This window comes from Pseudarthrobacter sp. RHLT3-21, from assembly GCF_059383495.1.
The window spans coordinates 45,740-60,384 of sequence record NZ_JBWZCI010000007.1 but is presented as its reverse complement, the minus strand read 5'-3'; the positions used below and the strand labels follow the sequence as shown (position 1 = coordinate 60,384).

The 14,645-nt window shown below is 65.3% G+C and carries 17 protein-coding genes; 7 read left to right on the top strand and 10 right to left on the bottom strand.

Features of this window, described 5'->3' with window-relative positions; all coding sequences use genetic code 11:
• Positions 1–36: 36 nt before the first annotated feature.
• A complete protein-coding gene (locus tag AC50YA_RS09815; RefSeq protein WP_494982097.1) occupies positions 37–1,074 on the bottom strand; it encodes an Lrp/AsnC family transcriptional regulator in 1,038 nt (345 codons plus the stop codon).
• A gap of 144 nt (positions 1,075–1,218) precedes the next feature.
• Here AC50YA_RS09815 and AC50YA_RS09810 point away from each other — a divergent pair, with 144 nt between their 5' ends.
• Positions 1,219–2,439 carry a M20 metallopeptidase family protein gene (locus AC50YA_RS09810; protein WP_494982096.1) on the top strand — a complete coding sequence of 407 codons (1,221 nt, stop codon included), beginning with the start codon at positions 1,219–1,221 and terminating at the stop codon, positions 2,437–2,439.
• Between the two features lie 27 nt (positions 2,440–2,466).
• The gene (locus tag AC50YA_RS09805; protein ID WP_494982095.1) at positions 2,467–3,759 is read left to right on the top strand and encodes an MFS transporter; all 1,293 of its coding nucleotides are present in this window, start codon (positions 2,467–2,469) and stop codon (positions 3,757–3,759) included.
• 98 nt (positions 3,760–3,857) lie between these two features.
• Here the strand turns inward: AC50YA_RS09805 and AC50YA_RS09800 are convergent, their stop codons facing one another.
• Entirely contained in the window at positions 3,858–5,330 is a 1,473-nt protein-coding gene (locus AC50YA_RS09800; protein WP_494982094.1) for an MFS transporter, read from the bottom strand.
• A gap of 81 nt (positions 5,331–5,411) precedes the next feature.
• Entirely contained in the window at positions 5,412–5,885 is a 474-nt protein-coding gene (locus tag AC50YA_RS09795) for a MarR family winged helix-turn-helix transcriptional regulator (RefSeq protein WP_494982093.1), read from the bottom strand.
• Positions 5,886–6,036: 151 nt separating this feature from the next.
• On the opposite strand from AC50YA_RS09795, the gene AC50YA_RS09790 reads away from it, so the two are divergent.
• The gene (locus AC50YA_RS09790) at positions 6,037–6,741 is read left to right on the top strand and encodes a molybdate ABC transporter substrate-binding protein (protein ID WP_494982092.1); all 705 of its coding nucleotides are present in this window, start codon (positions 6,037–6,039) and stop codon (positions 6,739–6,741) included.
• 121 nt (positions 6,742–6,862) lie between these two features.
• On the opposite strand, the gene AC50YA_RS09785 is transcribed toward AC50YA_RS09790, so the two are convergent.
• Positions 6,863–7,360, bottom strand: a complete 498-nt coding sequence (locus AC50YA_RS09785) for an SRPBCC family protein (protein WP_494982091.1) — start codon at positions 7,358–7,360, stop codon at positions 6,863–6,865.
• Positions 7,361–7,372: 12 nt separating this feature from the next.
• Entirely contained in the window at positions 7,373–7,705 is a 333-nt protein-coding gene (locus AC50YA_RS09780; RefSeq protein WP_494982090.1) for an ArsR/SmtB family transcription factor, read from the bottom strand.
• A gap of 182 nt (positions 7,706–7,887) precedes the next feature.
• On the opposite strand from AC50YA_RS09780, the gene AC50YA_RS09775 reads away from it, so the two are divergent.
• Together AC50YA_RS09775 and AC50YA_RS09770 are read left to right on the top strand one after the other, a co-directional pair.
• Positions 7,888–8,430, top strand: coding sequence for a TspO/MBR family protein (locus tag AC50YA_RS09775; protein WP_494982089.1), 543 nt, complete (start codon positions 7,888–7,890; stop codon positions 8,428–8,430).
• A gap of 185 nt (positions 8,431–8,615) precedes the next feature.
• A complete protein-coding gene (locus AC50YA_RS09770; protein ID WP_494982088.1) occupies positions 8,616–8,813 on the top strand; it encodes a hypothetical protein in 198 nt (65 codons plus the stop codon).
• Between the two features lie 84 nt (positions 8,814–8,897).
• Here AC50YA_RS09770 and AC50YA_RS09765 read toward each other — a convergent pair whose 3' ends face one another.
• Complete coding sequence (locus AC50YA_RS09765; RefSeq protein ID WP_494982244.1) at positions 8,898–9,581, bottom strand: DNA alkylation repair protein; 684 nt, start codon at positions 9,579–9,581, stop codon at positions 8,898–8,900.
• 183 nt (positions 9,582–9,764) lie between these two features.
• On the opposite strand from AC50YA_RS09765, the gene AC50YA_RS09760 reads away from it, so the two are divergent.
• Positions 9,765–10,925 (top strand): calcium:cation antiporter, encoded by a 1,161-nt coding sequence (locus tag AC50YA_RS09760; RefSeq protein WP_494982087.1) that lies wholly within the window; start codon positions 9,765–9,767, stop codon positions 10,923–10,925.
• A 17-nt stretch (positions 10,926–10,942) separates the two neighbouring features.
• Here the strand turns inward: AC50YA_RS09760 and AC50YA_RS09755 are convergent, their stop codons facing one another.
• Entirely contained in the window at positions 10,943–11,122 is a 180-nt protein-coding gene (locus tag AC50YA_RS09755) for a hypothetical protein (protein WP_494982086.1), read from the bottom strand.
• A gap of 131 nt (positions 11,123–11,253) precedes the next feature.
• A complete protein-coding gene (locus AC50YA_RS09750) occupies positions 11,254–12,027 on the bottom strand; it encodes an oxygenase MpaB family protein (RefSeq protein WP_494982085.1) in 774 nt (257 codons plus the stop codon).
• Positions 12,028–12,239: 212 nt separating this feature from the next.
• Here AC50YA_RS09750 and AC50YA_RS09745 point away from each other — a divergent pair, with 212 nt between their 5' ends.
• Positions 12,240–13,088, top strand: coding sequence for a matrixin family metalloprotease (locus AC50YA_RS09745; RefSeq protein ID WP_494982084.1), 849 nt, complete (start codon positions 12,240–12,242; stop codon positions 13,086–13,088).
• Between the two features lie 29 nt (positions 13,089–13,117).
• On the opposite strand, the gene AC50YA_RS09740 is transcribed toward AC50YA_RS09745, so the two are convergent.
• Positions 13,118–13,822, bottom strand: a complete 705-nt coding sequence (locus tag AC50YA_RS09740; RefSeq protein WP_494982083.1) for a phosphonatase-like hydrolase — start codon at positions 13,820–13,822, stop codon at positions 13,118–13,120.
• Positions 13,823–13,833: 11 nt separating this feature from the next.
• The gene (locus AC50YA_RS09735) at positions 13,834–14,592 is read right to left on the bottom strand and encodes a GntR family transcriptional regulator (RefSeq protein WP_494982082.1); all 759 of its coding nucleotides are present in this window, start codon (positions 14,590–14,592) and stop codon (positions 13,834–13,836) included.
• Positions 14,593–14,645: the final 53 nt, after the last annotated feature.

The following is a 14,645-nucleotide window of genomic DNA, read 5'->3' as shown; positions in this document are numbered from 1 at the left end:
TGATTTCAACGGTGCCAATGGCAGCCGCTTGGAAGCTCAGGGGAACCCTACGGACGGCAGCTCCGCGGTTGAGACCACGACGGCGCCGCTCGCCGTCGAATCCGGGTTCAGCATCCAGCCCATCCGCTTGGCGCTGCTCAGGATCACGACGCTCTCCACGAGCTCGATCTGCGGGATGCGTTGCTGGAGGGCCAATTCGGCGTTCATCACATCGGCCAGCGAATTCAGCCACATGAGGATCACAAAATTTGTGCCTCCGGTGGTGGACGCGCTGAACCGGACAGTGCGGAGGCTGCGGAGTTCAGCGGCCGCGGCCTCGTGCTGGCCCGGCGGCACGTTGGCGAACCACTGGCAGCTCACCGGGTAGCCGGAGAGGTTCTGGGCAATTTCACAACGGAAGGACAGCAGCCCGCTGGATATCACCCTGTTGAGCTGCCGCTGGACCGTCGCCGGGCTCCGGCCCAGGCTGCGCGCGATGTCCGCTGCGCTCGCTCGCGCGTCCCGCGCCAGGAACGGGATCAGATCCAGGTGGCTGGGCGGCAGCGGGGCCCCAGGTCTCGAGGCTGCCGAACCGGTGACTTCAGGACTGGCAACGGCCGAAAGCGCATTCTGCTTCGCCTTGTCCAAGGTATTGAGCCGCCACGCATGGCCAGCGGAGTGCAGACGAGTACCCAGCGAGGTCCGGTACTTCACCAACCCGCGGATCTCCTTGAACCGCGGAAGGACATGATCCGTGAACCGGGCCAAGGTGGGCGCTATGACCGTCAGCATAAGGTCCCTGTTGCTTGCCGCCTCCTCCACGGTGACCACCTCAGGGATGGCGGCGAGCGCCGCGGTCACCTCGGCCCGTAACTGCATTTCGCAATCCACGCTCACCAGTGCCAGGCACATCTTTTTGGGATCGCCGATCACGTGGGCCGTCGTCCAGGCCGCCCCCGACAATCTCAGCCTGTCCCAGCGCGCAGCCAGCGTTGTGGCGTGCACTCCCAGCACATCGGCTGCATCCGACCAGCTGATCCGCGGCGCGACCTGCAGCACGTTGATCAGGGCCAGGTCTTCCTCGCTGAGTACCACTTCGCACGCTTCTATCCTTGGTGAATAAATCCTGCCATATCCATCATACTTTTGATTTTTTTCAGCTATTTCCCAGCCTGTGAACCACATCACCACACAATGGGAGCAGGTCACTGACCAAACGTTCAGAAATTAGGAGAGTAGATGTCGATCATCACCGATGCGAAGGATCTGCAGGCCGACCTTGGCCGGCTGCGTCACGAGCTGCATCAGGAACCGGAGATCGGCCTGGACCTTCCCCGGACCCAGGAAAAAGTCCTCAAGGCGCTCGACGGCCTGCCGTTCGAAATCACCCTGGGCCAGAGCACGACGTCGGTCACGGCCGTCTTACGCGGCACCGCGCCGCACGCATCGGCAACGAAACCAGCAGTCCTCCTGCGTGCCGACATGGACGGCCTCCCCGTCCAGGAACGCACCGGCGTCCAGTTCGCGTCCAGGATCGACGGCGCCATGCACGCGTGCGGCCACGACCTCCACACCGCCATGCTCGCCGGAGCAGCCACGCTTCTGGCCGAGCGCCGGGACCAGCTGGCCGGCGACGTCGTGCTAATGTTCCAGCCGGGCGAGGAAGGCTTTGACGGGGCGGGCCACATGATCCGCGAAGGCGTGCTGGACGCGGCCGGGCGCCGGGTTGATGCCGCCTATGGGATGCACGTGTTTTCCGCTTTGGAGCCGCATGGCCGGTTCTGCACCAAACCGGGCGTGATGCTGAGCGCCTCGGACGCCCTCACCGTCACGGTTCTGGGCGCCGGCGGCCACGGCTCGGCCCCGCACGCGGCCAAGGACCCCGTCACGGCGGCCGCAGAAATGGTGACAGCCCTGCAGGTCATGATCACCCGCCAGTTCAACATGTTCGATCCCGTGGTCCTGACGGTGGGCGTCCTCCAGGCAGGCACGAAGCGCAACATCATTCCGGAATCGGCGCGCATCGAAGCCACCATCCGAACCTTCTCGGATGCCTCCCGGGAGCGGATGATGTCCGCCGCTCCCACGCTACTGAAGGGCATCGCCGCTGCCCACGGCCTTGAGGTGGACGTCGACTACCGTCACGAGTACCCCCTCACCGTCAACGACGACGACGAAACACGCACCGCGGAAAAGACCATTGAAAACCTCTTTGGACACTCGCGCCTCACCCGCTGGGCCACCCCGCTCAGTGGATCCGAGGATTTTTCGAGGGTGCTGGCGGAAGTACCCGGCACGTTCATCGGGCTCAGCGCCGTCGCCCCCGGCGCCGACCACACGACAACCGCATTCAACCACTCCCCCTACGCCGCCTTCGACGACGGCGTTCTCTCCGACGGCGCAGCGCTCTACGCAGAGCTCGCAGTCTCCCGCGTCGCGGCACTTGCCGTCGCCAACTGACCTTCCCGCCACCCCTTGGAGCATGTCATGACCACAACTGCAGGCGTCCCAGCCGACGTCCAGGTTCACAAGTCCCACCTGCGCACCCTCATCGGCACCGGCATCGGCAACGCCGTTGAATGGTACGACTGGGCCATCTATGCCACATTCGCGCCCTTCATTGCCAACGCACTGTTCAGCAAGGCGGATCCGACGTCGGCCTTCCTGGCCACCCTGGCGATCTTCGCCGTCGGCTTTGTCGCCCGTCCGTTTGGCGGCTTCGTGTTCGGCTGGATCGGTGACCGGATCGGCCGCAAGACATCCATGACGTTCGCGGTGGGCCTCGCCGCCGTGGGCAGCCTGATCATCGGCGTCGCCCCCACCTTCGAAGCTGTGGGGGCCTTTGCCTCGGTCCTGCTCCTGGTGGCCCGGCTGATCCAGGGCCTTGCCCACGGCGGCGAGCTGCCGTCGTCGCAGACCTACCTCTCGGAAATGGCGCCCAAGGAAAAGCGCGGCTTCTGGGCAACGCTCATTTACACGTCAGGTACGGTCGGCATCCTGGCCGGAACCATGCTCGGCGCCATCCTGTCCAACGTATTGAGCACGGCCGACATGAACGCCTGGGGCTGGCGGGTGCCATTCCTGATCGGCGGCGCCATGGGCCTCTACGCCCTGTTTATGCGGGCCCGCATGAAGGAAACGGCGGCGTTCGAGGCAGAATCGCCCAAGGAAAAGCACGAGCCGATGTGGCCGCAGATCTACAAGCACCGCAAGCAGGCCCTCCAGGTGATTGGCCTGACCGTCGGCCTGACTGTGTCCTACTACATCTGGGGTGTTGTGACTCCCAGCTATGCCTCGTCGGTCCTCAAGATGGACCGTGGAGAGGCCCTCTGGGCCAGCGTGATCGCCAACGTGCTGTTCATCGCCGCGCTTCCGTTCTGGGGCAAGCTCTCGGACCGTATCGGCCGCAAGCCCGTCATGATCATGAGCGCCGCCGGCGCCGCGCTGTTCCACTTCCCCATGACCTGGCTGCTGAAGGACTCCCCGTGGCAGCTCGCGGTCACCATGTCCGTCATGCTGTTCTTCATCGCCGGCAGTGCAGCAATCGTCCCGGCCGTTTACGCCGAACTGTTCCCCACCAAGATCCGCACGGTGGGCGTGGGCGTCCCGTACTCGATCTGTGTCGCAGCCTTCGGTGGTACCGCGCCGTACCTGCAGGCCTGGCTCGGCTCCATCGGACAGGGCAACCTTTTCAACGTCTACGCGGTGGTCCTGCTGGCTATCAGCATCGCGTTTGTCTTCACCATCCCTGAAACGAAGGGCAAGGACCTGACGCACTGATCCGTTCCAGGGCGGCCACAACGACACAAGAGACGCCGACGTCGGGAGGTCCCGCCGTCGGCGTCTTTTGCGTGGGGCGCGTGCCCCGCTGAGGAGACTCAGCCCAGGTGGATGGGCTGGTTCTCGTCGCTGCCGCTGAACGTCTCCTTGGTGATGGTGATGAGCAGCAGTGCGACCGGCGCGATCAGGATGGCGACGCCGGCGGCCCACAGGAAGACCGACGAGTAGCCGGCGGACAGCGCAGCCATCTGGCTGCCACCGGCGGCTGCGGTTGCTGCGGCGGCGATGGTGCTGAAGAGAGCGATCCCGAGTGAGCCGCCGATCTGCTGCGAGGCGTTGACCAGCGCACTGGCCACGCCGGCGTCGTCCTTGTCCACACCGAACAGGGCGAGGTTCTGCATCGGCACAAACACCATGCCCAGGCCGATGCCCATCAGGATAAGTGCGGGCAGCATGTTGACCGCGTAGGTCCCGTCGGCGGTGACCTGGGTCAGCCAGAGCATGGCCGCCGCCATAAAGACAGGCCCGACGGCGGTGGGGATTTTCGCGCCGAGCTTCGGCAGGTTCTTGGCCACCAGGGTCGCGGTGACGATGAGGACCACTGTCATGGGCAGGGAGGCGATCCCGGCGATGAACGGTGCGAAGCCCAGCACAATCTGGATGTAGAAGTTGACGAACAGGATGCCGCCGATGAGAACCGCGCCGGAGAGGAATGCCGCCAGGTAGGCCGCTGCCCGGTTGCGCTCCGTTGCCACGCGCAGGGGAAGGAGCGGGTGCTTGACCTTCTTTTCGACGGCGACGAACAGCACCATAAGCACCACACCGGCGAGGATGAAGCCCCACGCCTCCGGCGCGGCCCAGCCATGCTCGGCATTGGTGAAGCCGTACACCAGGGAGCCCAGTCCCAGTGCGACCACGGCGACGCCGGGCCAGTCGTATTTGGCAGGGCCTGCCGCTTTGCTTTCGCGGGCCATGTACATCACGCCGAGCAGGGCAATGATGGCGATGGGCACGTTCACAAAGAAGGTCCAGCGCCAGGACACGTAGTCCGTGAGGAAACCGCCCAGCAGGACGCCCACCGCCGCACCAACGCCGCTGATGGATCCGAAGATGGCGAAGGCCGTTCCGCGGTCCTTGCCGCCGGGGAAGGAAACAGTCAGCAGTGCCAGCGCCGCCGGAGCCAGCAGGGCAGCGAAGAGACCCTGCAGGACACGTGCGCCGAGCAGTTCCCAGGTTTCCTGCGCGATTCCGCCGATCAGCGATGCAATGGCAAAGCCTGCGGCCGCGACGATGAACGTCCGCTTGCGCCCCCAGAAGTCCGCCACACGTCCGCCGAGCAGCAGGAACGCGCCGAACACCAGGGCGTAGGCCGTGACCACCCAGGACCGCGTGGCGTCGCTGATGCCCATTTCGATCTGCAGGCGGGGCAGTGCCAGGTTCACGATGGTGCCGTCAAGCACCACCATGAACTGCGCCAGGGCAAGGAAGACCAGCGCACCCCACTTGCCTTTTGGCCGGCCCACCTGTGTTGCGTCGGCCGCTGCTTCTGCTGTCTGCGTTGCCACGGTCATTTTCACCCTTCAAAGTCCTAATACTTATACAAGTATAAGTACTTTGAGGCCTGGAAACGGACCGGATTGAGGTGAGATGGGTTACTCCGGTTCGGCGAGGAAGCCGGCAAGACGCTCCAGGGCCGGCAAGCTTGCGGCAAGCTGTTCCCGCTCCGCCGGCAGCAGCCGGGACCCGGCGGATTCCAGTGCCTCGGCCCACGCCCCCTCCAGGACGGTCCTGATGCGCTGCGACTCGGACGTGGGATGAAGCACCACGTACCTTTTGTCAGCCACGTCCCGGGTGCGCGTCACCAATCCCAGGGCAACAAGCTCGCGCAGTTGCGCGCTCACGTTGCTGAGCTGCCGGCCGAGACGGGCGGCCAATTCGGCCACAGTAATACCCGGGTGGCGTTCGATGACCCGGATGATGTCCAGCAGCCCGCTGGAGAGAGGGAGGATGCCGGTCCCCTCGTGGGACTTCCGGTGCACTTCGAAGGAGATGTCGAGGATGGCCACCGCCAGTTCCCGGGACTTGTCCGTATCCGGTTGCTGTCCCGTGGTGCTGAGGCTTGCCATCTTCCAAGCATAGGGGCGATTCGGAGCCGCCCTTCGAGGCTTACTCAGCCAGCAGGAAGCACCAGTTGTCCGGGGCTTAACAAATCACAGTGCGCTCTCCCACAGGGTAAGTCTTGTGGGAGCGCGCACTACTTTAAGGACTCTGACGAACATGCTTACTGCAAACGAAGACACCCGGCCACTGACCATTTTCTGCGCCTTTGCGCTCAAGCAGGCAGTCCAGGACGTCATCCTTCCGGCGTTCGCCCGGGCCGGCGGGACCCCGGCGGAAGCCGTCTTCGAGCCAACATTCCGCCTTCTCACGCGGATCGAGGCAGGCGCCCGGCCGGACGTCATGGCAGGCATCACCGGTTCACTGGCGGACCTGGTTGCCGCCAACATCCTGACGGCCCCCAGGCCGGTCGCCCGGACCGGGGTGGGCGTGGCAGTTGCACCGGACGCCCCGATCCCTGACATCAGCACCGTGGACGCCTTCATCGCCGCTGTGACGTCCGCCCGCTCCGTGGCCTATTCCCGCAGCGGCCCCAGCGGGATCTATTTCGCCGGACTCTTGGAGCGGCTGGGGATTGCTGAGCAGGTCAAGGCCCGGGCCACCGTGATTGATGCCGGGCCCACGGCCGTGGCGCTGCTGGACGGCCGGGCCGACCTCGCGATCCACCAGCTGAGCGAACTGATCCTCGTTCCGGAGGTGAAAATCGTTGGCCCGCTGCCCGCGGCGGTTCAGGACTACACGGACTTCTCCACGGCGCTCGGCAGCGAAGCGTCCCAAGCGGCGGGGGCCGCAGCTTTGCGCGATTTCCTGCACAGCCCCGGGGCCCTCGCGGCCTACGCGGCCAACGGGCTGGAACCCGCCTAGAGGACCAGTACCCAAGAACAAAGGGGAGAGTACGACGGCGGGCCGTCCCGCCGTCGCACTCTCCCCCTTTTGCTCTCGAACCGGCGCTGTTACACCCGAGCCCTGTCAGGCGGGGAAGCTGTTAGGCGCGGACGTGCTGGGCGAGCACGGCGTCGATCTGGCCCGCCGCTTCCCGCATGCCCTCTTCCATGCCCATCTGGACCATCTGTTCCATCTGCTCTTCCGACTCGAAGGTGGACCGAACGGTCATCCGGGTGCGGCCGCCGAGGTCCTCGAGGTCAACGGCGGCATGCGTGATTCCCATGGCCTCATTCGGGGCGCCGTCGTCATCGGCGAAACCGTCGTCGAACTCGAGCCTGCGCGGCGCCTCGACGGCGGTGAAGCGCCACCAGCCGCCGGCCTTCTCCCCGTCGGGGCCGGTCATGTAGTAGCCGGCCTTCCCGCCGGGCTGGAAATCGAACTCCTCGAATGTGGCCGGCCAGGTGGGCGGACCCCACCAGCGCTCCAGCTGGCGGGGGTCTTCCCAGATCTGCCAGACACGGTCGACGCCGGCGTCGAACTCGGCCACGAGGGTGAAGCTGAGTGCTTCGAGATTCTTGGTGGAACTGATAACAGGCATTGCAAAACCTTTCTATCCTTCAGCCAGAATGTCTGCGATCCGCCCGGCGCGCTGCCGCCAGATCGCCTCATACTCGTCGAGCAGGCGGCGGGCCTTCTGCAGTCCTTCGTGGTTACCCCGCACAATCTGCTCCCTTCCGCGCTTCTCCTTCGTTACCAGGGAAGCCCGCTCCAGCACCGCCACATGCTTCTGGACGGCGGCGAAACTCATGGCGTAGAGGGCTGCGAGGCCGGAAACGGAATACTCCCCCGCCGTCACCCGCCGGACAATGTCCCGCCGGGTGGCGTCCGCGAGCGCCTGGAACAGGCGGTCAACGTCCGCGTCTCTGAGCTGATCTACAACCATTTGGTTGTACGGTACGCCCGGCGTGGCAGGGTGTCAGGGCTTGAATGCGGTCCGCGAGATGGCATTTCACGGCAGTGCCGCCGATCAACATTGCCGCGAAATGCCATCTCGAAGGGTCGCAGAAGAGGCCTCCGCCGCATCCCGGTTTGACGCGGATACCCGCCATTGTCCACAGTGGGTCAGTGCCTGCCACCGTCCACACCGAAGCCCCAGATCCGGCAGTCCCGGACGGGCCATCCCCCTCGCGGCAGATCGCTGCCCTGATCGGCTTCCTGGCGCTCTCCTGGGCCGTGTCGTTCCTGGGGTCCCTCCCGGTCCGCGCGGCTGCCGGCGGCTGGTACGCTCTGGCGGACAAAGCTCCCTGGACTCCTCCCGGGCTGATGTTCACGTCAGTCTGGCTTATCCTGTACGCAGCCATGGCCGTGGCGGCCTGGCTGGTGTGGCGGCAGCGGCGCCTCCCGCGCCGGCGCGCACTCAGGCTCTATTCGCTCCAGCTGGCCCTAAACCTGCTCTGGCCCATGACGTTCTTCGGCCTGTTTCCCCTGCTGGGGACCGCGGCGCTCTGGCTGGCCCTGGCCGTCCTCGCCGCCCTCACCCTCACCGAGGTCCTGACCGTTCTGCGCTTCGGACCCATCAGCCCGGTGGCCGGCGTGCTGATGCTGCCGAACGTATCGTGGCTCGTTTTTTCGGCGTCCCTGAACCTTTACGCTGCCGTCAGTAACTAAGGGCGGCGGGAGCGTGTAATCGCTCACACTTTCGCCATTTCTGTTGCAAATGTCGGCGGCGACCATGAACCATGAGATCGGGACCCCGTTCCCGCACTACCAAGATCAGCAATCCTCACCGACGAGGGTGCGGCCCCCTCAAGGACGACGCGGAGCCGTTAACTGCATGAGCGAAAGTACTGACAATGACGTTTGAGAACACTGACTCCATCACGCTGAAAATCTGGGACCGGTCTGCGGTTGAGCACACCCTTGAGAGCATCGTGCACGACCTCTCGGTCAGGGCGAACACCACCAAATGCCGCATCGCGGTCCAGTGCAGCGGCCCCAATACTTTCACGGTCAGCGTCCGTGGCCAGGAACGCCAGCTCGCCACCATCTGATCGGTTCACGGCTAAAACTGAAGCGGACGACGGCGGGACATTCCCGGCGTCGTCCGCTTCCGTTTTGTGCCCGGGCGAATAGCCCTACGCCCTGCCCTGGCGGCTCACCATCTCGTTAATCCAGATCGGCGCGAACGGCGAGGTGCAGTTCGGCGGCGTCGGGTAGTCCTTGAGGACCTCGAGCCGCTCGCCGATGTCGAGCGCGCGGGCCCGGTGCTCCGCGTGCTCGATCCCAATGAAGGCCAGCGTGTGGTTCATCGCCCACTGCAGCCGGTCCGGGGCGTCCTTTATCTCCGCCTCGATGGTGTCCAGCAGTTCCGGGGGGTCGAGCCCCGCGGGCTTCTTCGCCACGCGTTCGCTGGTCAGGGCCCAACCGGCGCTTGCCACCACCGGATCCGGGTCCGCCGCCCAGGCCACGCGCAGGTCCTCCGCATGCGGGCTCTTCTTCACCACGTAGTTCACCAGCCAGTCGTGCACCTTGGGGGCGCGCGCCTCACGGAGCATGGTGTCCAGTTCGTCGCGCTCGAAGGCCTTGGGCCGGCAGATCAGCAGCGCCACGAGCCTCGCCGCAGTGTCGTTTGAGGCCCAGAGCTCGCGGGCGAGTTCCTGCCGTGTCTTCAGCCGTTTCGCGACAGCGCGCAGCCTGGTCAGGTTCACCCCGTGGTCGTCGCCGCGCTTCTCGTTCGCCTCGCGCATCTTCGGGTCTTCAAGCACAGCCAGCTCGGCCATGACTTCGCCCAGCAGCCCCGCCGATATCGCCTCCGACATGTCATCCTCCCGGTCACCCTTGTGTCGGTTCCAGCGTACGGCTGCCAGCACGCAAGGGTCCCGTCCATCGCGGAGGTCATGAGCAGTAACATGAGCCGTACTGTGTGACGGCAGCACCGCGGACGGGACGGCCCGTTCGTTTCGGCCAACACGGGGACGGCCCCGTGGAATGAGGTTCAACCCGTGGTTTCCTCTACTGCGAGATCCATTTTCACGCCCGTCGCCATAGTGCGCCTCGTGGTCGGCTGGGGCGCCGTCGTCGGCCTGGTCTTTGCCGGGCCCCCGCTTGAGCCACCCGTCCCCGCATGGCTTCTGGTTACTGCACTCGTGTTCATCGTCGGGGTCGTTCTGGTCTGCGCCTTTGGGGTGGTCCACGAGGCCGAGCATCTCGCCCAGCGGCTGGGTGATCCCTATGGCTCCCTGGTCCTCACACTCTCGATCGTGCTGATCGAGGTAGTGCTCATTTCCGCCGTTATGCTGGGGCCCGGCGAGCACACCACCATCGCACGGGATTCGGTGATGGCCGTGTCGATGATTATCCTCAATGCCGTGATCGGGCTCTCTGTTCTCGTCGGGGCGATCAAGCACGGCAACCTGGGCCACAACCGCACCGGCACCTCCTCCTATCTCGCCCTGCTCGTCGTTCTCGCCGCGCTGGCCTTTGCCCTGCCGGCCCTGATTGGGCGTGACGGCTCCTACACTCCAGGCCAGAAAATCCCGATCATCGTGCTGACCCTCGCCCTGTATGCCTTCTTCCTCTACCGGCAGATGGGCAGGCAGGCCGATGATTTCCGGGAAGTGGATCGTCGCTTCGCCACTGACCCTGGCTTACGTGGCAGCGTCGCCGCCGAGCGGAGCCGCCCTAGCGTCACCCAGGTCATCGCCGAGCATCGGACCGAGGTATTGCTGCGGATCGCGCTGCTTATCGTGACGGTCCTGCCCATCGTGCTGCTCTCGCACGATATGGCCACTCTCCTGGATGACGGGCTCGAGCGCGTCGGTGCGCCGGTAGCGCTTTCCGGCATCCTTATCGCCATGATTGTTTTCTTGCCCGAGTCGATCACGTCAGTGCGTGCAGCGCTGCGGGGTGAGATTCAGCGTGTCAGCAATCTCTGTCATGGCGCCCTCGTCTCCACAGTCGGCCTGACAATTCCCGCCGTCCTCATCATCGGCGCCCTCACCGGTCAGGCCGTCGTGCTCGGCGAGTCCCCGGCCAACCTGTTACTCCTCGGCGTCACGTTGATGCTGTCGGTGACAACTCTTGCCTCCAAGAAGGTGACAGCGATGCACGGCGCCGCGCATCTCGTTGTCTTCGCGGTCTACGGCATTGCCGTCTTCTCCTGAGTCTCGCGGGCCCCGGCCTACTCTTCGCCGGTGTCCCGCGCTTCCAGGTGCTTCGCCATGGCTTCACAGGCCTGGTTCCAGCGCACTGTGAGGGCCTGCCGGTTCAACGGTTCGAACATGCTGTTGAGGACTTTCTCGACTGCGTCGTATGCGGCGTCCCGAACGCGTTCCTGCGCCGCTGGGCTGTAATAGTTCATGACAGGGATTCGTAACGGGGACGCCGAAAGATGGCGTGTCACGGCCACCATCGCTATGCAGGGCGCCGCAGGTGAGGAAGAACGACGGCGGGACCTCCCGCCGTCGTCCGCTTTCCGCGCGCGGTGATTTCCTACGAGGTGCGGAGCCGGCCGAGGCAGTAGTTTTTGACGCAGTGCCGGACCGGCCGCGGCAGCCGTGGATACACCAGAGCGGACCACCGGGTGGTGCGATCGAACAGGCGGCTATGACGGTCGCTCCACGTCAGCCCGAAGCGGGTGCGCAAGTGGTCCGGCAGCAGACCGGCGGTAATGAACCGGATCAGGGGCATGCTCAGCCGAAGCCACAGCGGCCCGGCCGGCGGGTACAGAAGGTCGCGGGCGACGCCGGTGGTGACGGCGTCGAGTTCCAGTGCCTTCAGGCACGCGTCCCAGTAAGCCTTGAAGGCTGCGCGGTCGGCCGGCCACAGGTCCGCCGGAAGTTGCAGGACGGTGCCGATTCTTGCGTAGTCGCTGTACGTGAGGTCGGCTGTATCGTCGTCCAGTGGGCCGTAGATTTTCTCGTATACGGTGATGGTGGTGTCGTACAGGGTTGCCACCACCCATAATTGCGCCTCCGCATCGAACGCACTGTACCCCTCAGAGCCTGCATCGGGCTTGCGGCGGACCGCCGAGTGGGCCCGGTTAACCTTGCGCCGCACCGCCGCGACCTGATCCTCGGTTCCGTAAACCACGGCATAGACGTAGGTGACGGTGGATCGGAAGCGGTCCAGTGGCCGGGCAATAAAGTCGCCGTGCTCGGCAACGCCATGGCCAACGGCGGGGTTCGCGATCTGCAGCAAAATGGCGCGGCCCGCCCCGGCGAGCAATACGCCTTCAGCACCGATATCGGCCAGGTTCCGCACCATGAACCCACGATACCGGAGAAGACCACCGCGCCCGGAGGCAGTACTACCCCAAGCCCAAGACGCGGGCGAAGCCCATCGAGGACCGGATCGCCTTCCGGCGCGGCGTGACCATCGAGGAGTAGCCCGGAGTAATTCCGTACGGATCTCCGCGACCGCCACTATGCTGGGCTGACCGTCAATGGAGATGGGCTTGGCAGCACAAGGGGCAACTGGTGAAATCAGATTCTGGCGACAGGGACTTTCCCCGCATCCGCCGTTCGTCCAGCGTGCGCAAGTGGAGATCCCGCTCCGCCATGGTCCTGGGCATTGCCCTCGTGGTGGGTCCCTATTTCACGCCGACCCTCTTCGAACGGTTTGTGTTGCCGGCAGCCATGCCTCACCTACCAGGCGCCAAAGTGCCGCCGCCAGGGTTTGAGGCCGCGTCAGCTCCGCTCGGCCTGCCTCCGGCCACCAGCGGATCCACCGCCTATGTCCTGCAGAAGTCTCCGGACCCGGGCCAGCCCTTTGCTGCCTACGACCCGTGCCGTCCAGTGCACTACGTGGTCCGGCCGAACAGTGCGCCGGCAGGAACAGACCAGCTCATCCAGGAGGCCGTTTCCGCCGTTTCCGCGGCCTCAGGACTGCAGTTCGTCTATGACGGAACCACGTCCGAAGCGCCATCGGAAACCCGCGAATCCTACCAGCCGGAGCGCTACGGCAAGCAATGGGCGCCGATTCTCATTGCCTGGTCGTCTCCGGAGGAAGCACCCCTGCTGGCTGGAAAGGTTGCAGGGACCGGCGGAAGCTCCTACGCCCACATTCCTGGCGAACCCTATGTGTACGTCGCCGGCCAGGTGACTCTTGATGCGCCGGGCCTTGCAGAAACACTTACCTGGCCGGAGGGACCCGCCCACATCCGCGCCATCATCATGCACGAGCTGGGGCACGTCCTGGGGCTGGGGCACGTGAACGATCCCACGCAGCTGATGTATGAGGAAAACACCGGGCAGTTCGATTTTGGCGATGGCGACCGAGCCGGCCTGGCGCTGCTGGGAACCGGGGCGTGCGTCCCGCGGTTGTGACAGCGGCGAGGCAGCTGACCGTTTGACCGTCAGAGGACGACGCCGGGACTTCCGGCGGCCAAGGCGCCCACCAGTTCGGGGAGGTCCTTCACCCCGGGAAGGATACGCAGGTGCGGGTGGCGGCCCAGCTCCTCCGCGCCGAGCTTCCCCGTCAGGACCCCGACGCCGGCCACGCCGGCATTTGCCGCGGCCTGCAGATCGTTGACGGTATCGCCGGCCGCCAGCACGGCGCCCACGTTCAGTACGCCGGTGCGTTCCATGGCGCGGTGGATCATGTGGGGAGCCGGGCGTCCGCGGGGCACTTCGTCCGAGGTGACCACGGCGTCCAGCAGCTCCCCGGCACCCACGCGCCAGCCCAGGGTGGCCAGCAGCGGATCCGCCACATCCCGCGAGAATCCGGTGGTCAGCGCCACCTTGACTCCCATGGACTTCAAGGTCCGCAGCGCGTCCTCAACACCGGCCAGGGGAACGGGCGCGTTCGCGGCGTAGAGGGCCGCCAGGATCTCCTGGAAGCGGATAAACGTGCGCGCAACGAGCCCGGCTTCGGCCGTGATGCCGCCAAGTTCCAGCAACGCTGCGATGGCTTCCGTCTTGTCCGCGCCCATCCACGTCTGAAGATTCACGGCGGTCACCTCGGCACCGGCCTCGCAGACGGATTCCTCGAGCGCTCGGTAGACATCCCCATGTTCGTCGATGGTGGTTCCGGCCATGTCCAGGGCTACAAGTTCAATCATTACGGTGTTCCTTAGGCTGTGGTTGGCACGCGGACCAGGTTGGCGCGGTGCTCGCTGGTGTTTTCGATGGTGAAGTTGGTCAGGCCCGGGATGTACCTGTCGTCGGAGTACTCGATCGGCTCGCCGGTCGAGGATGAGGTCAGCCGCCGTTCGCGGAGCAGAGGCGAGCCGGGTTCGACGCCGAGCAGTTCCACGTCCAGCCCGTCCGCTGCCACGGCGTCGATGGTGTGCCGGCCCCGGCTCAGGTCCACGCCCTGGCTTTTCAGGAAGCTGAAGATGGAGCCGCTGTCCGTATCGAAGTCAAAAAGAAGCCTGCCGACGTCGAGGACAAAGCTTGTCCGCTCCACCATGGCCGGCGCGTCTACGAGGAGCCGCAGCCGCAGGACCTCCACCACAGGCTCACCCACCTTGATGTCCAGCTGGGCTGCCACCTCGGGCGAGGCCGGGCGACGGGCGATCTCCCGGGTCTGCTGTCCCGGGGTCCTGCCAATGGATCCGGCCCACTCCGTAAACGACATGAACGTCGTGAACGGCTGGGACAGCGCAGCACGGCCGGCGACCGGCTGCTTGCCGCGCCCGCCCAGGATGAGGCTCTCCGTGCGCAGGGCTGAGAGGGCCTGCCGGACGGTTCCCCGGGAGGCCTCGAATTCCCGGCAGAGCTCTGCCTCGCTGGGAATCCGGAATCCCTCGGGCCACATGCCCGACGTGATCCGACTACGGAGTTCATCGGTCAAGCGCTGGTGGAGAGGCTGAAGCTGCGATAGGGACATGACTTGATCATACAAGTTGAATTCACGGCCTTCCAGGGATTTCAGCCGTCTCG

Coding starts and splice junctions, on each gene's coding strand:
- AC50YA_RS09785 (WP_494982091.1), bottom strand. CDS start 7,360: ATGCCTGTTATCAGTTCCACCAAGAATCTCGAAGCACTCAGCTTCACC.
- AC50YA_RS09800 (WP_494982094.1), bottom strand. CDS start 5,330: ATGACCGTGGCAACGCAGACAGCAGAAGCAGCGGCCGACGCAACACAG.
- AC50YA_RS09805 (WP_494982095.1), top strand. CDS start 2,467: ATGACCACAACTGCAGGCGTCCCAGCCGACGTCCAGGTTCACAAGTCC.
- AC50YA_RS09810 (WP_494982096.1), top strand. CDS start 1,219: ATGTCGATCATCACCGATGCGAAGGATCTGCAGGCCGACCTTGGCCGG.
- AC50YA_RS09735 (WP_494982082.1), bottom strand. CDS start 14,592: ATGTCCCTATCGCAGCTTCAGCCTCTCCACCAGCGCTTGACCGATGAA.
- AC50YA_RS09750 (WP_494982085.1), bottom strand. CDS start 12,027: ATGGTGCGGAACCTGGCCGATATCGGTGCTGAAGGCGTATTGCTCGCC.
- AC50YA_RS09795 (WP_494982093.1), bottom strand. CDS start 5,885: ATGGCAAGCCTCAGCACCACGGGACAGCAACCGGATACGGACAAGTCC.
- AC50YA_RS09770 (WP_494982088.1), top strand. CDS start 8,616: ATGACGTTTGAGAACACTGACTCCATCACGCTGAAAATCTGGGACCGG.
- AC50YA_RS09790 (WP_494982092.1), top strand. CDS start 6,037: ATGCTTACTGCAAACGAAGACACCCGGCCACTGACCATTTTCTGCGCC.
- AC50YA_RS09765 (WP_494982244.1), bottom strand. CDS start 9,581: ATGTCGGAGGCGATATCGGCGGGGCTGCTGGGCGAAGTCATGGCCGAG.
- AC50YA_RS09755 (WP_494982086.1), bottom strand. CDS start 11,122: ATGAACTATTACAGCCCAGCGGCGCAGGAACGCGTTCGGGACGCCGCA.
- AC50YA_RS09740 (WP_494982083.1), bottom strand. CDS start 13,822: ATGATTGAACTTGTAGCCCTGGACATGGCCGGAACCACCATCGACGAA.
- AC50YA_RS09780 (WP_494982090.1), bottom strand. CDS start 7,705: ATGGTTGTAGATCAGCTCAGAGACGCGGACGTTGACCGCCTGTTCCAG.